Source organism: Frankia casuarinae (assembly GCF_000013345.1).
Classification (GTDB): domain Bacteria; phylum Actinomycetota; class Actinomycetes; order Frankiales; family Frankiaceae; genus Frankia; species Frankia casuarinae.
Genome location: NC_007777.1, coordinates 2,902,001 through 2,919,468, shown reverse-complemented (window position 1 = coordinate 2,919,468; position 17,468 = coordinate 2,902,001). Strand labels below are relative to the sequence as shown.

The 17,468-nt window shown below is 66.5% G+C and carries 13 protein-coding genes and 1 pseudogene; 8 read left to right on the top strand and 6 right to left on the bottom strand.

Annotated features, from left to right (window positions below; all coding sequences use genetic code 11):
* Nucleotides 1-42: 42 nt before the first annotated feature.
* The 4 genes from FRANCCI3_RS12430 to FRANCCI3_RS12415 all read right to left on the bottom strand — a co-directional run bounded on the left by FRANCCI3_RS12430 (nt 43) and on the right by FRANCCI3_RS12415 (nt 3,741).
* Nucleotides 43-1,227, bottom strand: a complete 1,185-nt coding sequence (locus tag FRANCCI3_RS12430) for a lipid-transfer protein (protein ID WP_011436885.1) — start codon at nt 1,225-1,227, stop codon at nt 43-45.
* Nucleotides 1,228-1,385: 158 nt separating this feature from the next.
* Nucleotides 1,386-1,604 carry a hypothetical protein gene (locus tag FRANCCI3_RS12425; RefSeq protein ID WP_011436884.1) on the bottom strand — a complete coding sequence of 73 codons (219 nt, stop codon included), beginning with the start codon at nt 1,602-1,604 and terminating at the stop codon, nt 1,386-1,388.
* On the bottom strand, nt 1,601-2,197 hold the full coding sequence (locus tag FRANCCI3_RS12420; protein ID WP_011436883.1) for a sigma-70 family RNA polymerase sigma factor: 597 nt from the start codon (nt 2,195-2,197) through the stop codon (nt 1,601-1,603). The genes FRANCCI3_RS12425 and FRANCCI3_RS12420 overlap by 4 nt, the downstream gene beginning before the upstream one ends.
* Entirely contained in the window at nt 2,194-3,741 is a 1,548-nt protein-coding gene (locus FRANCCI3_RS12415) for a sodium:solute symporter family protein (protein ID WP_011436882.1), read from the bottom strand. The genes FRANCCI3_RS12420 and FRANCCI3_RS12415 overlap by 4 nt, the downstream gene beginning before the upstream one ends.
* Before the next feature lie 365 nt (nt 3,742-4,106).
* Between FRANCCI3_RS12415 and FRANCCI3_RS12410 the strand changes: the two genes are divergently transcribed.
* Genes FRANCCI3_RS12410 through FRANCCI3_RS12400 form a run of 3 tightly spaced genes read left to right on the top strand, consistent with a single transcriptional unit; the run spans nt 4,107 to nt 6,978 of the window.
* Nucleotides 4,107-4,367 carry a DUF3311 domain-containing protein gene (locus FRANCCI3_RS12410; RefSeq protein ID WP_076807387.1) on the top strand — a complete coding sequence of 87 codons (261 nt, stop codon included), beginning with the start codon at nt 4,107-4,109 and terminating at the stop codon, nt 4,365-4,367.
* On the top strand, nt 4,364-4,711 hold the full coding sequence (locus FRANCCI3_RS12405) for a hypothetical protein (RefSeq protein WP_011436880.1): 348 nt from the start codon (nt 4,364-4,366) through the stop codon (nt 4,709-4,711). Before FRANCCI3_RS12410 ends, FRANCCI3_RS12405 begins: the two co-directional genes overlap by 4 nt.
* A complete protein-coding gene (locus tag FRANCCI3_RS12400; RefSeq protein ID WP_011436879.1) occupies nt 4,708-6,978 on the top strand; it encodes a carbon starvation CstA family protein in 2,271 nt (756 codons plus the stop codon). The genes FRANCCI3_RS12405 and FRANCCI3_RS12400 overlap by 4 nt, the downstream gene beginning before the upstream one ends.
* Nucleotides 6,979-7,745: 767 nt before the next feature.
* Here FRANCCI3_RS12400 and FRANCCI3_RS28100 read toward each other — a convergent pair.
* Both FRANCCI3_RS28100 and FRANCCI3_RS12395 read right to left on the bottom strand, forming a co-directional pair.
* Nucleotides 7,746-7,969: pseudogene (locus FRANCCI3_RS28100) on the bottom strand (IS66 family transposase); the annotation flags it as partial.
* 63 nt (nt 7,970-8,032) lie between these two features.
* Nucleotides 8,033-9,238, bottom strand: a complete 1,206-nt coding sequence (locus FRANCCI3_RS12395) for an ISAs1 family transposase (protein ID WP_011436384.1) — start codon at nt 9,236-9,238, stop codon at nt 8,033-8,035.
* A gap of 1,188 nt (nt 9,239-10,426) precedes the next feature.
* On the opposite strand from FRANCCI3_RS12395, the gene FRANCCI3_RS24570 reads away from it, so the two are divergent.
* The 5 genes from FRANCCI3_RS24570 to FRANCCI3_RS12375 all read left to right on the top strand — a co-directional run bounded on the left by FRANCCI3_RS24570 (nt 10,427) and on the right by FRANCCI3_RS12375 (nt 17,453).
* Nucleotides 10,427-11,500 (top strand): ParB/RepB/Spo0J family partition protein, encoded by a 1,074-nt coding sequence (locus FRANCCI3_RS24570; RefSeq protein WP_131728967.1) that lies wholly within the window; start codon nt 10,427-10,429, stop codon nt 11,498-11,500.
* A gap of 566 nt (nt 11,501-12,066) precedes the next feature.
* Complete coding sequence (locus FRANCCI3_RS12390; protein WP_011436877.1) at nt 12,067-13,554, top strand: tryptophan 7-halogenase; 1,488 nt, start codon at nt 12,067-12,069, stop codon at nt 13,552-13,554.
* A gap of 444 nt (nt 13,555-13,998) precedes the next feature.
* Entirely contained in the window at nt 13,999-14,361 is a 363-nt protein-coding gene (gene aroH, locus FRANCCI3_RS12385) for a chorismate mutase (RefSeq protein WP_023842144.1), read from the top strand.
* 14 nt (nt 14,362-14,375) lie between these two features.
* Nucleotides 14,376-15,422, top strand: coding sequence for an alpha-hydroxy acid oxidase (locus tag FRANCCI3_RS12380; protein WP_011436875.1), 1,047 nt, complete (start codon nt 14,376-14,378; stop codon nt 15,420-15,422).
* A 114-nt stretch (nt 15,423-15,536) separates the two neighbouring features.
* Complete coding sequence (locus tag FRANCCI3_RS12375; RefSeq protein WP_011436874.1) at nt 15,537-17,453, top strand: ABC transporter ATP-binding protein; 1,917 nt, start codon at nt 15,537-15,539, stop codon at nt 17,451-17,453.
* Nucleotides 17,454-17,468: the final 15 nt, after the last annotated feature.

The window sequence follows — 17,468 nt, the reverse complement described above, 5'->3', positions numbered from 1 at the left end:
ACAACCCCCTCGGTACAACCCCCTCGGTCTCCTCGGTGTGGATCAGCCTACCTTCTCGTAGAGGGTGACCACGGCGGCGCCGCCGAGGCCGATGTTATGCTGCAGCGCCACGGTCACGTCCTCGACTTGGCGCTTGTCGGCCTCGCCGCGCAGCTGCCACACCAGCTCCGCGCACTGCGCCAACCCGGTCGCGCCCAGCGGGTGCCCCTTGGACAGCAGCCCACCCGACGGATTGGTCACCACCCGGCCGCCGTAGGTGTTGTCGCCGTCGACGATGAACTTCTCCGCCGTGCCCTCCGGAGTCAGCCCCAGCGCCTCGTAGGTCATCAGCTCATTGGTGGTGAAGCAGTCGTGCAGCTCCACCACGCGCACATCGAGCGGGTCCACCCCGGCCACCTCGTACACCTGCCGCGCGGCGGCCGCGGTCATGTCGTAACCGACCAGGCGCATCAGGTCCCCGTCGAACGAGGACGGGGTATCCGTGGTCATCGCCTGCGCGGTGATCGCCACATCGGCGCGCAGGCCGTGGGCGCGCGCGAAGTCCTCGGAAACGACCACCGCGGCGGCCGCGCCACAGGTGGGCGGGCAGCACTGCAGCCGGGTCAGCCAACCGAGGATCCGCGGCGAGGCAAGAACCTCCTCCACGGTCACCGGATCAGTGAACACCGCATACGGGTTGTTGGCCGCGTGCCGGCGCGACTTCACCGAGATCCGCGCGAATACCGCCGGGTCCATCCCGTACTTCTCACAGTAGGCCGCACCCGCACCGGCGAAGTACCGCGGTGCGAACGGCACCCCCTCGACCTCGCCCTGCACCTTGGTGACCACCTCGTCGAACCGCTCGAAGGCGTTGGGCCGGTCGTCCCACTGCATCGTCAGCGCGCCGCGCCGCATCTGCTCGAACCCGAACGCCAGCACGCAGTCCGCCGCCCCGGAAGCCACCGCCTGCCGCGCCAGGAACAGCGCCGACGACCCACTAGAGCAGTTGTTGTTCACGTTCACCACCGGCGCCCCGGTCATCCCCACCCGGTACAGCGCCTTCTGCCCGCTCGTCGAGTCGCCGTACACATAGCCGGCGTACGTCTGCTGGACCGCCGCCAGGTCGATCCCGGCATCGGCCAACGCCGCCCTGACCGCCCCCTCGGCCAGCACGTCGTAGCTGTCGCTCCTGCTCGGCGTCGCGAACGGCACCATGCCGACGCCCGCCACCATCACCCGACCGCTCATCACCACTCCCTAGGCTAGCTGCTGTTCACTTAATACCGTGAGCACCACAGTAGCGCACGTCAGGGGGAGAGGTGTGGCGTAAGCATGCTTGCGAGGATTCACAAGGCGGAGCGATGCGGATGCGTCACGGCCTGCGGTCGAGCGAAGTTCCACGCCGGTCAGTGGTTGAGCGCCCACAGGCCGACCAGGTTCGCGAAGGTGAAGACCACCGCGATGACGACGGCGAGGATGAGCCGCCTGCGGCGCTCGCGGCGGCGCCAGGTGGCCCGCGCCCGCCGGTAGGCGTCGGGCGACACGGGCACGCCGCCGGCGAGAGCGTCCAGGGCGTCGTGCAGCCGTCGTTCGGTGTCGCTGAGCGGCCCGGTGTGATATATCATGTCTGGGACTCCATCGCGCGGGACAGCGCCGTCATTCCTCGCGCCACATGGGATTTCACTGCGCCGCAGGAAATCCCCATGACTGCGGCTATCTCGGATTCCTTCAGATCGAGCCAGTACCGCAGTACCAGGGCCTCCCGCTGGCGCGGCGACAGCCGCTGTAACGCGACGACTACAGCTCGCTGTTCGTGCCGCAGCAGCGCTTGCGTCTCCGCCGATTCTACCTGGTCTGATGGCCATCCCATGTTTTTTCGGACAACCTGGAGATGGCGCAGTCGCATTCGGGTGAGATTGCAGACTATGCTACGTAGATACGGCAGGGTGGCGGTCGAGTCCCGCAGTTTTCGCCAGCGCCGGTAGAGCTCGTAGAACGCCTGCGCGGCGATATCCTCCGGGTCGTCCGCGCCGAGGAGGGCGGCCAGTCGTACCAATGAGACGTAGTGGGTGTTGAAGAGCCGCGCGATGGCGGTCTCCCGATCAAGATCGTGAAGATTCACCTGGATCTTGTCGGCCGGCAGCAGAGTGGCGGCGTCGCCGGCAGTGACGGCTGCTGGATCTTTGGGAATGCCCTGCACCGCCCGCACCGCCCTCACCGCCATCCCGGCGCGTCCGGCCGGGGGAGTCGGTCCACCTGGGATGTCCGGCTGCTCCGGGCCACGCCGACGCGGTGAAGGACCGGGGTGAGCGCGGTGGCGACCGCCAGGTTCAGCCCGAGCGCGAGGAGCGCCGTGTACAGCGGCACGGACGCCCCGAACAGGTGCAGGTTCACCACCGCGGAGAATTCGCCGGAGGTTACCAGGCAGGTTCCCGCCGCCATTCCTACCGCCCATCCGGCAAGCAGCGCACCGCGATGCAGCCAGGTGGAGAACAGGCCGATCCCGACCGCCGGGAAGGTCTGGAGTATCCAGACCCCGCCCAGCAGCTGCAGATCGATGGCATCCTGGTCGCGCAGACCGAGCACGAAGGCGAATGCCCCGATCTTTGTCACCAGCGAGACACCGCGAGCCACCCGGACCTGATGCTTAGGGGTGGCCGTGGGGTGAAAATACTCGACGTATACGTTGCGGACGAAGAGCATGGCGACCGCCACCGACATCACCGCCGCGGGGACGAGCGCCGCGACAACGAGCGCGCCGAATACGACGCCGGTGACAACCGGTGGGGCCAGCTGCTGGACGAGCAGAGGGACAGCTGCTTCGGCCTGCCCGCGGGGTGTGCGTACCCCCGTGGCCAAGGCGGCAACGCCGAGCAGCCCGAAGAGTCCGAGCAGGCCCGTCCATGCGGGCAGGGTGACCGCCGAGCGGCGCAGGACGTCGGGGTCCTTCGCCGCAAATGCGGCGGTGAGCACGTGCGGGTACACCAGCAGGGCCATCGCCGAGCCGAGCACGAGGCTCGCGAACGAGGCGAACGTCGACGGCTCCAGCGTGAGCGACGGATCCGGCAAGCCGTCCGTGGCCATGTTCCGCCGTGCTGCGGCAAAGATCTCGCCGGGTCCGCCGAGCCTGGCTAGGACGAGTCCGACCACGGCGAAGACCGCCAAAAAGATCAGAATTCCTTTGGCGACCGAGACGAGTGCCGGAGCGCGGATGCCGCTGCGGTAGGTCGCGACGGCGAGCACCCCGAACACCGAGGCCAGCACCAGGTCGCCGGGCAGCCCAGGCGGGGTGAGGCCGCCGGCAACGAGCACCGCGCGGACGCCGACCAACTGCAGCGCGATGTACGGCGTGGTGGCCACGATTCCGGTCAGCGCCACGGCGAGCGCGAGCAGCGGCGACCGGTGGCGTTCCCGCACGTAGTCGCCCACCGTGACGTAATCATGGCGCCGAGCCGTCTCCGCCAGACGTGGGAGGAGCACGAAGGCCAGCGGATAGACGATGATCGTGTAGGGCAGCGCGAAGAAGCCGAGAGCGCCCACGCCGTAGACGAGGCCGGGCACCGCGGCGAAGGTATATGCGGTGTAGATCGCACCGCCGAGCAGGAACCAGGTCAGAACGCCACCGAACGGGCGCCCTGCGAGCGCCCACCCTTCCGGCGAGGGGAGCTCGTCCCGCCGATGGAACGCGCGCGCCCTTACCGATAGTAACGAAGTGCCTGCTATCGCGACGGTGAATCCCGCCACGGTCGTCCCGTCGGCCATCCGACACCTTCCGTTGCACGCGGCTTCCCGTACGGCGCGGCGAGGTCGCCGGTGGAAGCCCGCCCGGTCGTCCCCCGGTCCTTATTCCAGTTGCGCACCGAGCCGGCGCGGTTGACACGACATCATCCCGCAACAAGTCGTAAACCTGTAGCTCACCAAGTCGTAAACCGCGGAGGCGCGGCGAGCAACTCTCCCGGTGACACCATCGCGGCCTGCGTGACCACCCGGCCTGGGTACCTGGGCCGGCCGGTGGTCCACCAGGAAGATCAAAATGCAGGGAGATCAGGATGTGGCACGATGAGCAGGGCCGGGACACTCCGCTGGGTGTCCCGGCAAACTCCGCGGCAGGAATCCCGGCAGGGCCCGTGCCTGCAACAGACCGGCCGGCCGCCGGTCGTCCGGCCCGCGCGGCGGCACGTCGGCGGCAAACCGCCGCGGTCGCGTGTCTCGGGACACCGTTCGCAGCCCTGCTGGCGGTCCCGCTTTATGCGCATGATGAGCCACGGCTGGCCGGGGTGCCGTTCTTTTACTGGTATCAGCTTGCCTGGGTGCCCTTAAGCGCGCTGCTGACCGCCGCCGCTTGGCGGCTGGACAGCCGGGGGACGGCGCCGGAAGGCCTGCGGTGATCCAGGTCACCGACCGGGCCCGGGCCGCGCTCCGCGAGGGCGAGGTAGTTATTTTTGACTGGGCCCCGCTGGGGCTGTGCTGCGCCTGCACCGGTCAACTGTGGCTGCGCCCCGCGCCGCGGGCGCTTGTGCCGCGGCACCGGGGCTTCCGCCCGGTGGACGCGGATCCCGGTGGCAGCGCCGTAGCCCATCCACTCGCCTATCCGTTCCTCCTGGGCCGCGATGTCACAATCGACTGCCGCTCGCGGCTCGGCTTCCGGCGCTTCAGCACCGACCTGCCGCCCGATGTCGGGCTCGCTGACCTGCTCGGCCTGGCCGCTCTCGCCAAGGGACGCATCGTATGACTACCCATCTCGATACTGCCGGAACCGGTCTTCCGCCTGGCGGCGGTCGTGCGCCTGGCCATGGCCGGAGGACCGGCCGGCTCCGATCGATAGCCATCTGGACCACGGTGTCGGCGGTCGGCGCGATCAGCTGGGCTGTGCTCGCGATGTCCCGCCACGAGTCGATCTCTGCGGCGTGGATCCTGCTCGCCGGCCTGGGATCCTTCGCCATCGCCTACCGCTTCTACGCCCGGTTCATCGCAAACCGGGTGCTGCGGGTGGATGACAGCCGGGCGACGCCGGCCGAACGCCTCGACAACGGCGTCGACTACGAGCCGACCGACCGGCGGGTCCTGTTTGGCCACCACTTCGCTGCCATCGCCGGGGCCGGTCCGCTCGTCGGCCCGGTGCTCGCCGTACAGATGGGGTATCTGCCCGGGACGATCTGGATCATCGCCGGTGTTATTTTCGCCGGTGCCGTGCAGGACATGGTGACGTTGTTCTTCTCCATGCGGCGGGACGGCAAGAGCCTGGGCCAGATGGCGCGCGACGAGATCGGCCCGGTGGGCGGGACGGCGGCACTAGTCGCCGTCTTCGCCATAATGATCATTTTGCTGGCGGTGCTGGCGCTTGTCGTGGTGAACGCGCTCGCCGCCTCTGCATGGGGCACCTTCTCGATCGCGATGACCATCCCGATCGCCCTGTTCATGGGCATTTACCTGCGGGTGCTGCGACCCGGCCGGGTCGCTGAGGCCACCGCCGTCGGTGTCGCCGGACTGTTCGCGGCCCTTGTCGGCGGCCGCTGGATCCAGGACTCCGCCCTCGCCTCCGCCTTTACACTCAGCCCGAAGGCATTGGTCGCCTGCCTTGTCGGCTACGGCTTTGTCGCCTCGGTGCTGCCGGTGTGGCTCCTGCTCGCGCCCCGCGACTACCTCTCGACCTTTATGAAGGTCGGCACCATCGGGCTGCTCGCCATCGGCGTTCTCGTCGAATTTCCGGTACTTCAGGCGGACGCAGTCAGTACTTTCGCGACCAGGGGAAACGGGCCGGTGTTCGCCGGCAGCCTGTTCCCGTTCGTCTTCATCACCATCGCCTGCGGTGCCCTGTCCGGATTCCACTCCCTCATCGCGTCCGGCACCACGCCGAAGATGATTCAAAAGGAGTCCCAGGTCCGGTTCATCGGTTATGGGGCGATGCTGACCGAGTCCCTTGTCGCACTGATGGCGCTGATCGCGGCGGCGGTGCTCAGCCCGGGCCTCTACTACGCCATGAATGCGCCCGGTGGGGTCGTCGGCAAGACCGCGGCGTCGGCTGCGTCCGCGGTCACCGACCTCGGTTTCACCATCACCCCGGACGCCCTCGACTCCGCGGCCCGGGCCGTCGGTGAATCGACGCTGGTAGCCCGCACCGGAGGTGCACCGACGCTCGCTGTCGGCATGTCCAACATCCTTTCAGGCGCATTCGGGGGCGGCCGCCTCGCCGCCTTCTGGTACCACTTCGCGATCATGTTCGAGGCGCTGTTCATCCTGACCACTGTCGACGCCGGAACCCGGGTCGGCCGATTCATGTTGCAGGACATGCTCGGGAACGTATGGAAGCCAATCGGCCGGGTGAGCTGGTGGCCCGGGGTCTGGCTGAGCAGCGTGCTGGTGGTCGGCACCTGGGGCTACTTCCTCTGGACCGGGGCAACCGACCCGCTCGGCGGCATCAACCAGCTGTTCCCGCTGTTCGGGATGGCCAACCAGATGCTTGCCGCCATCGCATTGGCGGTCGTCACCACCCTGTTCGTCAAGAGTGGGCGAGCGCGGTGGGCCTGGGTGCCCGGCGTCCCGCTCGGCTGGGATGTCGCCGTCACCTTCACCGCGGCCTGGCAGAAGGTTTTCTCGGACGATCCCAAGCTCGGCTTCCTCGCCCAACGGCACCGCTATGCCGACGCGCTCGACGACGGCAGGGTTCTGGCGCCCGCGAGGAGTATCAGCGACATGCACAAAGTCGTCCAGAACTCGACCGTGGACGGGATCATAGCGATAGTGTTCGCTCTGCTAGTGCTCGTCGTGCTCGCCGATGCGGTACGGGTGTGCATACGGGCTGTCCGCACCCGGGCGCCGATAACCACCACCGAAGCGGACTATGTAGCCTCCCGTTTTGTCGCGTCCGGGGGATTGTTGGCGATCGCTGAAGAGCGCCAACTGCTCGCGGATGCGGTCCAGGCGGCCGGGGCCCCTCAGCCCGAGCCCGTCACACCGCCGCTGCGCCGCTGCGCCGCTGACAACATTCCGCGAAAATAGCGAGAGTTGAATCTGTTTGCGCCGGGACGAGCTGGCGACGGCCATCAGGCCGGAACCCGCTCGTCCCGGCGCGACCAATTGACGGGCCGGCGGCCGACGGGGCAATGGCCGTACGTTAAATGGCTCTTCGCGGTAGGCTGGAATGCGTGGTCACACGGCCACGGGCTTCGGTCAGGCTGTGTTCACGAGGTGTACTGATGGTCAATGTGTGAGGTTAGTGTTCCTGGTGATGGCTGTGGGTGTGTGATAGATCCTTTGCATGAGGCGTGCGACGGGTTGACGCCCGCGGAGCAGGTGGAACGGGAGCGGGTCCGGATGGCTGCGGCTGACCGGTTCGCGGCGGGAACGACCCGAACGGAGATGGCGCGGGAATTCAAGGTGACCCCGAAAACGGCGGGCTGCGGGTATCGCGCCTGGGAATCGAGAGGCGTAGCCGGCACGGCTGGTCGGTCAGATGCCGGCCCGTCGTGCGCTGGAACGCGACGACACCGCGGCGCGGGAGTGGGTCAAGTGGGAGTGGCCGGCGCTACAACCACGGCGGCGGCCCGGGATGCCCGGGTCTGTTTCCTCGACGAGACAGGGCAGGGCCTGAGGCCGCCACGGGGCGGACGTGGGCGCGGCGTGGGGTGACTCCCGGTGGTGCGGGTACCCGGTCGGGGTGGGCCCGGGCGGGTGAGTGTGGTCGGGATGGTCTGCTACCGGTCCGGCTACACCCCCCGACCTGAACCAGCCCGAGAGGGTATCTGGTCCCATCTGAAACGCGCAACCGCGCCGATCGGCTCCTTCGACGACAGCACCGAGGGTTTGTGCTGTCCATCGACAACCGCCGCCGCAGGTTGGCAACATCGAGCTCCCCGACCCGCTCACGTGCCCGGTCTCGCTCGGCCCGTGCCGCGCCCAACTCCGTCTCGTGACGCTCGGCCGCGTCCGCCACGGCCCGCCGCAGCCGTTCGTTCGTCGCGGCCAGCTTGTCGTTCACCGCCCGGGCCGCGACCTACTCGCCGGCCAGCTCCTCGGCTGCCGCGAGACGCGGCCCCATGACATCAGGGCTCCGTCAAAGTCTGTTTTGGCTGGTCAGGGCGATGATCTGGAGGACGAGCCCAGGGTCTCTGATGGTGGCTCGGCGGGCCTGTCTGATGTTCTTGTAGCCTGCCAGGCGTAGTGCGCTGATCGTGGTATCGCGGGCGATGGCCCAGTTCAGGGCGGCGTTCTTGGTGCGGATGGTGTGGCGGTCCTCGTCCATGGTCCGGTCGCGGACATGGTGAATGGCCTCGACCGTCCAGTGGCCACGAGCCCACCGGGCCAGCTGCGCGGGGCTGGCCTGGTCGGTGGACAGGCTCGTGACCAGGTAGAACTCCTCGGTCGAGGTCGCAGCCGGGCTGGTCGTGGTCTTCTTACGGCGGGTGGTCCGGGCCAGCTTGACCACCTGCCGGGTACCTCGGAACCCGACCAGGGACGGCGCGGAGGGGGTCAACGCCTTCAGCGCGCGTTCCTCGATCCGGCCGTGGGCCTTCTCCCGGGTCACGTGCTGGTTTCCGAACTCGTCCCACGGCAGCCCGGCCAGCTTCGCCCGCACGGTGGGCTGGTTGCCCTTGATCGAGAAAAGCCAGTGGCCGCCCTTCGCCCGGATCGCCCGGGCCAAGGGTTCGTGTGCGTGCAGGCAGTCGGTCGTGACCAGCGTGTTGTGGTCACACACCCGGTTGACCAGCCTCCGTACCGAGGCGATCTCGTCGCCGGCCACGACCCGTTGATGCCCGAGCGCGGTCCCGGTGTCGTGGCGGACGGCCTCGACGACCGCCTCCTGGCGCACCGACCCCTGTGGCGGGCGGGAACGGGCGCCCTTCATCACCTTCCCGTCAAAGGCCACCGCTACCAGGCCGCCCGGGTCCGCGGGCCCGGGCGCGACCGCGGCGGTCCAGCCCGACAGCGCCTGGTCCAACTGCCCGGGCGGGCCTTCCTCCACGATCCGCCGGATCGTGCGCTCCGACGGCACCCGACGAGGGAACCCGAGGCCGGCCAGCACCCCGACCGGGAGGGCGCAGGCCCACTCCCACACCGCCACGGTGGTGTCGTGACCTGCGATGTTGCCCGCGACCCACAACGCCAGGACCGGCGCGAGCTCGTAGCGAACACCCCGCGGGTCGCGCCAGTCCGGTACCCGCCGCAACACCGCGACCAGCCCCGCGACCTGCGCGGCTGTCGAGACCTCAACCTGCTCCTGCTGACACTCAAGCCACAACATGGGGGACACTACAGACACGGACGCGGCACCTGCTTCTGGAAGACCTTTGCGTGAGAACTCAGATCTTCCTGTAGGTGCCGCGTCTGCCGCGTTCCAGGGCCCTTCGCGGCCCGACCCCTAGCAGTAGCCGACCACAAACTCAAGACGCCACGCCGTACCTACTTTGACGTCGCCCTGCTCCTCAATACAAACCCCAAAGTCAGCGGGCTACGGCCGCCCACCCTGAATGGACACGTCCCATGCTCCTGGCGGACGGCATCGGGCCTCTCCCCGGCAAGGCATACCCGTCGTACGCCCTGGCTGGTACGGAGAGTTATCGCACGACGACCTCAAACGTGTTCTAAGGGGACGGCGTTCAAGGTGGAACCAGAACTTTGATCTAGTCTGCTACCTGCGCAAACAGTGGTCGCATGATGAAACATTCATCCCGGGTATCCGAGCAGGGGACGAGATATTTACCGGTGTGGCCCGGCGAGTCAGTGGCAGAGCGTGAGGCCCTCGACAAACCTGGCAATTTGGACGGTTGTTTTTAGGCAAACTCCACGGCGAAGGATTGCGAGGACAAAGCTTGCGAGGCGCGGGGTATCGGTGCTAGCGTGAGGTCCGTCTCATGGGCATCGTTCTGTCTTTTCAGATCTTCTTGAGGGGGGTTCCGTGAGGGGCCATCCAGAAGGCCTCCATAAAGATCTTCGCTGGGGGCTTCGAACTATGGTGATCTAGACGTCCATTATTCGTTCCTCCTTACGTTTCCTCGATTCCCGCTCTCACCTTCGGCCCGCCCGTGAGACAGCACGGATTTTTACTGCCGGCCGTCACCCACATTCTTTGTCGACTGTAGGTGCCCACCCTAGTGGGATTAATACTCATGTGTAATCAAATTCGTTGTTGTTTGGTAATCTTTTGCTCTTCGGCAAGGTTCATGAAAACGCTCAAGATCAACCAGGCGGCGTCATCTGGGTGACCACGTTGAGCGGCCGAAGTTGGTGTGGACACCGGTCCCGAGCCCGGATGGCGTTCCGGGCCAAGCCTGGTCGATCCCCACCCGTTCGGCCCGGGTGCCCACCGGGCCGGTGGACCTTCGGCCCTCCTGCCGGGAAGCCCGCCGGAGCGCCTTTCGCCTGGCCTTCGTCACGAGGGAATCTTTCGGCTCAAGCCTCGCGGATAGTTCTCATCCATCCACGCCACAGTTACCCGTAAATTTATCCCTTGGAACTCTTCAGGAAGGAAGAGCACGTGATTTCTGAAAACGGGACGGAAGGGCGCGGAGGCGATGGCTGGTCCTATCTGAGAAAACTGCTGAACGAACTACAGAACACCACCGTTGAGCTACTACCGATAAATTCACTCACCACCTCCGAGTCGCTTCGCGTGGCCGGCGAGGTCGGGCATCATGTCAAGATACTGGCCGAGACGGAAGCCGTGTTGCCGCCGATCATCGTGCATCGGGGATCGATGAGGGTGGTCGATGGAATACACCGGCTACGGGCCGCCGCGATTCGTGGTGAGGAAGATATCAGGGTGCAGTTCTTTGATGGCAACGTCGAAGACGCTTTTCTCCTGGCGGTCGCCGCAAACGTCACGCACGGCCTGCCGCTCACGATGGCGGATCGGGTGGCCGCTGCGAAGCGTATTATCGCGTGCCGTCCGCAGTGGTCGGACAGAGCTGTGGCCTCGGTAGTCGGAGTTTCCGCGAAAAAAATCTCGGAAATCCGCCAGAGCCTGGCCGAAAGTGTCCCTCAGTTCACGAGCAGGATTGGTATGGATGGGCGTACGAGGCCGTTGAGCTTTGTGGAGGGCAGGGAGCGGGCCAGCGAACTGATCAAAGCAAATCCCGCCGCCTCTCTTCGGCAGATCGCAAGGGAAGCCGGAATCTCTCCGACTACGGTGGCGGACGTAAAGAATCGAGTTCTCCGGGGAGCAAGCCCGGTCCCCGTAAAGCAGCGGAACGTCGACACGGTGGACCTCAGGCGACGCATGGCGATGCGTAAAAGCCTCAGCTCGGGACGAAAAGAGAGGAGATCGCTGGATGAACTTTTCTCTCTCTTTGATGTTCTGCGGAAGGATCCGTCACTGAGGTACAACGAGGTAGGAAGGATGGTGCTTCACGTCCTGAGCTACTGCACGGTCACGGCTCGGGAGAAAAAAAAGATCATCGAAAACGTTCCACCCCACTGTAGGGAAGCTATCGCCGATCTCTTCTCTGGGTATGCTGATATATGGTGCCTGCTCGCGGAGGAACTCCGGGACGGCGAGCATCGTGTCTCCTCGGAGGCAGAGTAGCGAAAGAGTGGATGTAGCGCCTCGATTTTTTGATACGGGGGCGATTTCGAAGGTTTGAGCCCGTCCATCAGCCGGCGTCGTCGGGAGGAGCCGGCGGAATACCGCCGGTTGTACGCCGCGGTCTGCCGCAGATGCCCGAGCGGCAAGGATGGCCAGCCGCTGTTCAAGTGCCGAGATCGCGCGGTTGGACGATAGGAGAGGACTCACGGCGCCACGGCTGAGCGGACTGGACTCCCACCAGCACCCCCACCAGGGGGCTGGCCACCATCCTGGTGGACACCGGGATTCACCGGCGTTGATCGCGCTGAATATGGGGCTCGCCGCGGCGGCAGGGAACCGTTCACCATGCTCGTTCTCATGGCGCTGATCACGATGTTCATCGCCGGCTGATACTGGTGGCGCCGAGTCGCGGGGAACCAGCCGTACTGGCTGTATCAGCCGCGCAGGAGGCGGCGGAGCCGTTGTCGGAAGAATGTCCTTGACATTTATTTGAGAAAATTCGAAACTAGATTGAAAATTTGGTCAAGCGGGCTTAAAGGGCTCGGAAAAAATGGTGGGAGATGGCCGTGACAGATTCTGCGGAATTTGATGTGGTGGTCGTTGGCGGCGGACCCGCCGGCTCCACACTGGCCGCGCTGGTGGCCATGCAGGGGCATCGAGTCCTTGTCCTGGAGAAGGAGCACTTTCCGCGCTACCAGATCGGCGAGTCGCTGCTACCATCCACTATCCACGGGGTCTGCCGGCTGACCGGCGCCGCCGACGAACTGGCCAAAGCCGGCTTCCCGCTCAAGCGCGGCGGTACCTTCAGATGGGGGGCCACCCCGGAGCCGTGGACGTTCGCCTTCTCGGTGTCGTCGCGGATGGCTGGGCCGACCTCATTCGCCTATCAGGTTGAACGGTCGAAATTCGACGAGATTCTACTGCGGAACGCCCGCCGGGTCGGCGCCGAGGTACACGAGGGCTGCTCGGCCACCGACGTCATCGAGGACGGCGACCGGGTCGTCGGCATCCGCTACACCGACGACGGCGGCAACCGGCGTGAGGCGCGGGCCTCCTTCGTGGTCGACGCCACCGGCAACAAAAGCCGCATCTACCATCGGGTTGGTGGCACCCGGCAGTACTCGGAGTTCTTTCGCAGCCTGGCCCTGTTCGGCTACTTCGAGGGCGGCCGGCGGATGCCCGAGCCCAACCGGAACAACATCCTGTGTGTGGCCTTCGACAGCGGCTGGTTCTGGTACATCCCACTGAGCGACACGCTGACCAGCGTCGGCGCGGTCGTACGGTCGGAAATGGCGGAGAAGGTCCAGGGTGACTCCGAGCAGGCCATGAAGGCGCTCATTGAGGAGTGCCCGATGATTTCGGATTACCTCGCGCCGGCCAGGCGGGTCACCACCGGGCAGTACGGCCAGCTCCGGGTACGCAAGGACTACTCCTATCATCAGACGACTTTCTGGCGTCCCGGGATGGTTTTGGTCGGCGACGCCGCGTGCTTTGTGGACCCGGTGTTCTCCTCCGGCGTGCACCTCGCGACCTACAGCGCGCTGCTCGCGGCCCGGTCCATCAACAGCGTCCTCGCCGAGATTGTGGACGAGAAGACCGCGATGCAGGAGTTCGAGGCCCGCTACCGCCGAGATTACGGCGTGTTCTACGAGTTTCTGGTGTCGTTCTACGAGATGCATCACAGCGAGGACTCCTACTTCTGGCAGGCCAAGAAGGTCACCGGGAACAGCCAGCCCGAGCTGGAGGCATTCGTCGAGCTGATCGGCGGAGTGTCGTCGGGGGAATCCGCGCTGACCGACGCCGACGCCCTGGCCCTCCGGCTGCAGGCCAACACCGCCGACTTCACTACCGCGGTCGACGCGCTCGTGGCCAACAACAGCGAGAGCATGGTGCCGTTCATGAAGTCGCAGGTGATCCGCGGGGTCATGCACGAGGGCTCGCAGATGCAGATGCGCGCGCTGCTCGGTGAGGACGCCGAGCCGGAGACCCCGCTGTTCCCCGGCGGTCTGGTCTCGTCGGCTGACGGCATGTTCTGGCTGCCCACCGACGCTTAGGCCGGCCGTACCGGTCGCGTCCAAAAGCAACCGGCCCACACATGGTCCACCATGTGTGGGCCGGTTGTCTGTGTGGGCCGGTTGGTTCTGTGGATGTCAGCCCAGTAAGATGGCGCCGCTGGTGCGTGCCAGTTCTACGGCCTTGTGCCAGTTCCACGGCCCGGCTCCGTGCCGGGTCGGGCAACCACATCGGCCGCGTGCCGTCAGCCACCGTGGGTATAACCCGGGTGAAGAGAAGATGCAGAGTACCCGGAATCGGATTCGAACCGATATTCGGGGCTCTTTCAGGAGGTCCGTTTCCGTCGCTGGGCCACGGAGCGCTCCCGTGAACGATTATATCGCTCTAACCGTTCTTGCCGACTGTCGAAAAGGCATCCGATGGCGCTGGCGGAAAATTGCTGGACGCCATTGTTGTGAGTCTGGATCCGAGCGACGCTGCGGGGTATGACTGTGCGAGCGATCCGCGGTGCCACGCAGGTCGGGGCGAACGCGCGAGAGGACATCTTCGAGGCGACGGTCGAGCTGGTCACCGAGATGCTCATCCGCAACGGGCTGGTGACCGACGACGTGATCAGTGTGCTGTTCACCGCGACCTCGGATCTGGACGCCGAGTTCCCCGCGCTGGCCGCCAGGAAGGCTGGTTTTCACACGGTACCGATGATCTGCGCCAGCGAGATCGGTGTGCCCGGGGCGCTGCCGCGCGTCGTACGGCTGATGGCGCATGTGGAGGTCGACGGGGCGCGCCCGCCGATCAGGCATGTGTATCTGCGCGGCGCGAGCGCGCTGCGCCCTGATCTGGCGCAGTGATCTCGGAGGCTGGGATGACCGCGTTGACGCTCGGCGACTACGAGAACCTGGCCCGCGCCCGGCTGGACCGTCTGGTCTGGGACTTCTGCGCGGGCGGCGCCGGGGAGGAACGGACGCTCACGGCTAACATGGCGGCATTCGACGACGTCCGGCTGCGGCCAACCGTGCTGCGCGGCGCGTCCGACCCCGACATCGCCACCAGGATCTTCGGTGACCGGTGGGCGGCGCCGCTGGCTGTCGCCCCGATGGCCTTCCACACGCTGGCTCACCCAGATGGGGAACTGGCCACGGTGCGGGCCGCCACCTCGGTCGGGATGCCCGTCGTCGTCTCCACCATGGCCGGGCGCCGCTTCGAGGAGCTGGTCTCGGCCGCAGGCTCCCCGCTGTGGCTCCAGGTGTACTGCTTCCGTGACCGCTTCCGGACGCAGCGGCTGATCGAACACGGGGAGCGGGCGGGCATGAATGCGCTGGTCCTCACCGTTGACGCGCCCCGGCTTGGCCGCCGGCTGCGCGACGTGCGCAACGACTTCCGGCTGCCTCCGGGTATCATGCCGGTCAACCTCGACGGGGATGGCTTCTCCTCGCCCGCCGCGCACGCCAGCGCCGAGCTCGACCCGACCCTGGACTGGTCGGTGATCGACTGGCTGCGGTCGATCAGCTCGTTGCCGCTGCTGGTCAAGGGCATCCTGACGGCCTCGGACGCGGAACGGGCGGTACGTGCGGGGGTGGACGGCATCGTGGTCTCCAACCACGGGGGCCGCCAGCTTGACGGTGTCCCCGCGACCTTCGAGGTACTCCCGGAGATCGTGGCGGCGGTGGCGGGCAGTTGCCCGGTCCTGGTCGATGGTGGCATCCGGCGGGGCCGGGACGTGCTGGCCTGCCTGGCGGTGGGGGCCGCCGCGGTGCTCGTGGGTCGGCCAGTCCTCCATGGCCTGGCGGTCGGCGGGCAGGAAGGCGCAGCTCATGTGCTGGGCATTCTCATCGAGGAACTCACCGACGCGATGACCCTCACCGGCACACCTTCGCTGGCCGACATCCATCCCGGCCTCATTGGGCACTGATACGGCTCACCGTGAGTTTTCGGCAGTTGGACAGTGGTTGCCGCAAACTCCGCTAGGTACGGTTGAACCGATACCGCGGCCACTACTTCGGGTCCCGTGTTTAGGAGGTCGGTGATGACGCTCGGAGCTCCGGGCCCCATGATGATCCGCGGGGTGGGTGGTGACCGACCGATTACCCGGCAGCAGATCAGGCCGGGTACAATGCGCCGGATCCTGCCTTATGCCAAGCCTTATCGGTGGCGCCTGGTGCTGCTGCTGGCAGCCGGGTCACTCGAGGCCGCGAGTATTGCGGCCAATCCACTGCTACTCAAGTTCCTCATCGACGACGGCATTTTGAAGGAGAACACCAGGCTGGTCGTCGTAGTCGCCTCGGTCGTCGCGGCACTCGCCCTTCTGGATGCCTTTCTGGGAATCGCTCAGCGGATGCTCTCCGCGCGATTTGGCGAGCAGATAATCTATGATCTGCGGACCCGGGTCTTCGCCCACGTGCAGCGGCAGCCGATCGCCTTCTTCACTCGGGCGCAGACCGGCTCGCTGGTCAGCCGGCTGAACACCGACGTGATCGAGGCGCAGCAGGCGATGTCGCAGTTGCTGACTGTGTTGGTGTCCAGCGCGCTGTCGCTGGTCCTGGTGATAGTCACGATGTTCTACCTGTCATGGGTCGTGACGATAGTCGTGCTCGCGCTCGTCCCGTGCTTCATGCTGCCGGCCCGGGTCGTCGGCCGCAGGCTGCAGCGGTATGCCCGGGAGGGCATGCAGCTCAATGCCGAGATGAGCACGATGATGAACGAGCGCTTCAACGTGGCGGGCGCGATCCTCGTCAAGCTTTACGGCGAGCCCGAGACCGAGAGCAGGCAGTTCGAGGACCGGGCGGCGCGGGTCCGCGATATCAACGTGCGGACCGCCGTCTATGGGCGGGTGTTTTTCGTCGCGATGACGATGGTGGCCTCGCTCGCCACCGCGGCGGTCTATGGCATCGGCGGTGTTCTGGTCATCCACGACGACTTCCAGCTCGGCACCCTTGCCGCCTTCGCGGTCCTGCTCAACCGGCTGTACGGCCCGATCAACCAGCTCTCCAACATCCAGCTCAACGTGCTGACCGCGCTGGTGAGCTTCGACCGGGTCTTCGAGGTGCTCGACCTGCGGCCGCTCGTCGCCGAACGCCCCGGCGCGATCGCGCTGCCGTCCGCCTCGTCGGCCGCGCCGGAGATCGAGTTCGACGAGGTGTCGTTCCGCTACCCAACCGCCGACGAGGTGTCACTCGCCTCGCTCGAATCGATCGCGCTGCCGTCCGCCGAGCGCACCGGGAGCACCGCGATGGTGCTGGATCGGATCAGCTTCCGGGCTCCGGCGGGAAAGCTCACCGCGCTGGTCGGCCACTCGGGCGCCGGGAAGAGCACGATCACCCATCTGGTCTCCCGGTTGTATGACCCGATCGCTGGGACAGTCTGGATCGATGGTCACGACCTGCGGGACCTCACGCTGAAATCACTGCGTGACACGGTCGGGGTGGTGACCCAGGACGCGCACATGTTCCACGACACCATCGGGCGGAACCTGGCGTATGCCAAGCCTGACGCGACCGACGAGGAGATCGTGCGGGCGTGCCAGGGCGCGCAGATCTGGAATCTGATCTCCGCGCTGCCGCACGGCCTGGACACCGTCGTCGGGGATCGCGGCTACCGGCTGTCCGGCGGTGAGAAGCAGCGGCTGGCGCTGGCCCGGCTGCTGCTGAAGGCGCCGTCGATCGTGGTGCTCGACGAGGCCACCGCTCACCTGGACTCCGAGTCCGAAGCCGCCGTCCAACGGGCCCTGAAGAGCGCGCTGGCAGGCCGTACCTCTCTGGTGATCGCGCACCGGCTGTCGACCATCCGGGAGGCCGACCAGATCCTGGTGATCGACGCGGGCGGTGTCCGCGAGCAGGGCTCGCACGAAGATCTGCTGGCGGCGGGCGGGCTCTATGCGGAGTTGTACTTCACCCAGTTCGCCGGGCAGGCGACGGACTCGGTCGACGACAGGGTCGGCGCCTGACGTCCTTCTTGCTGA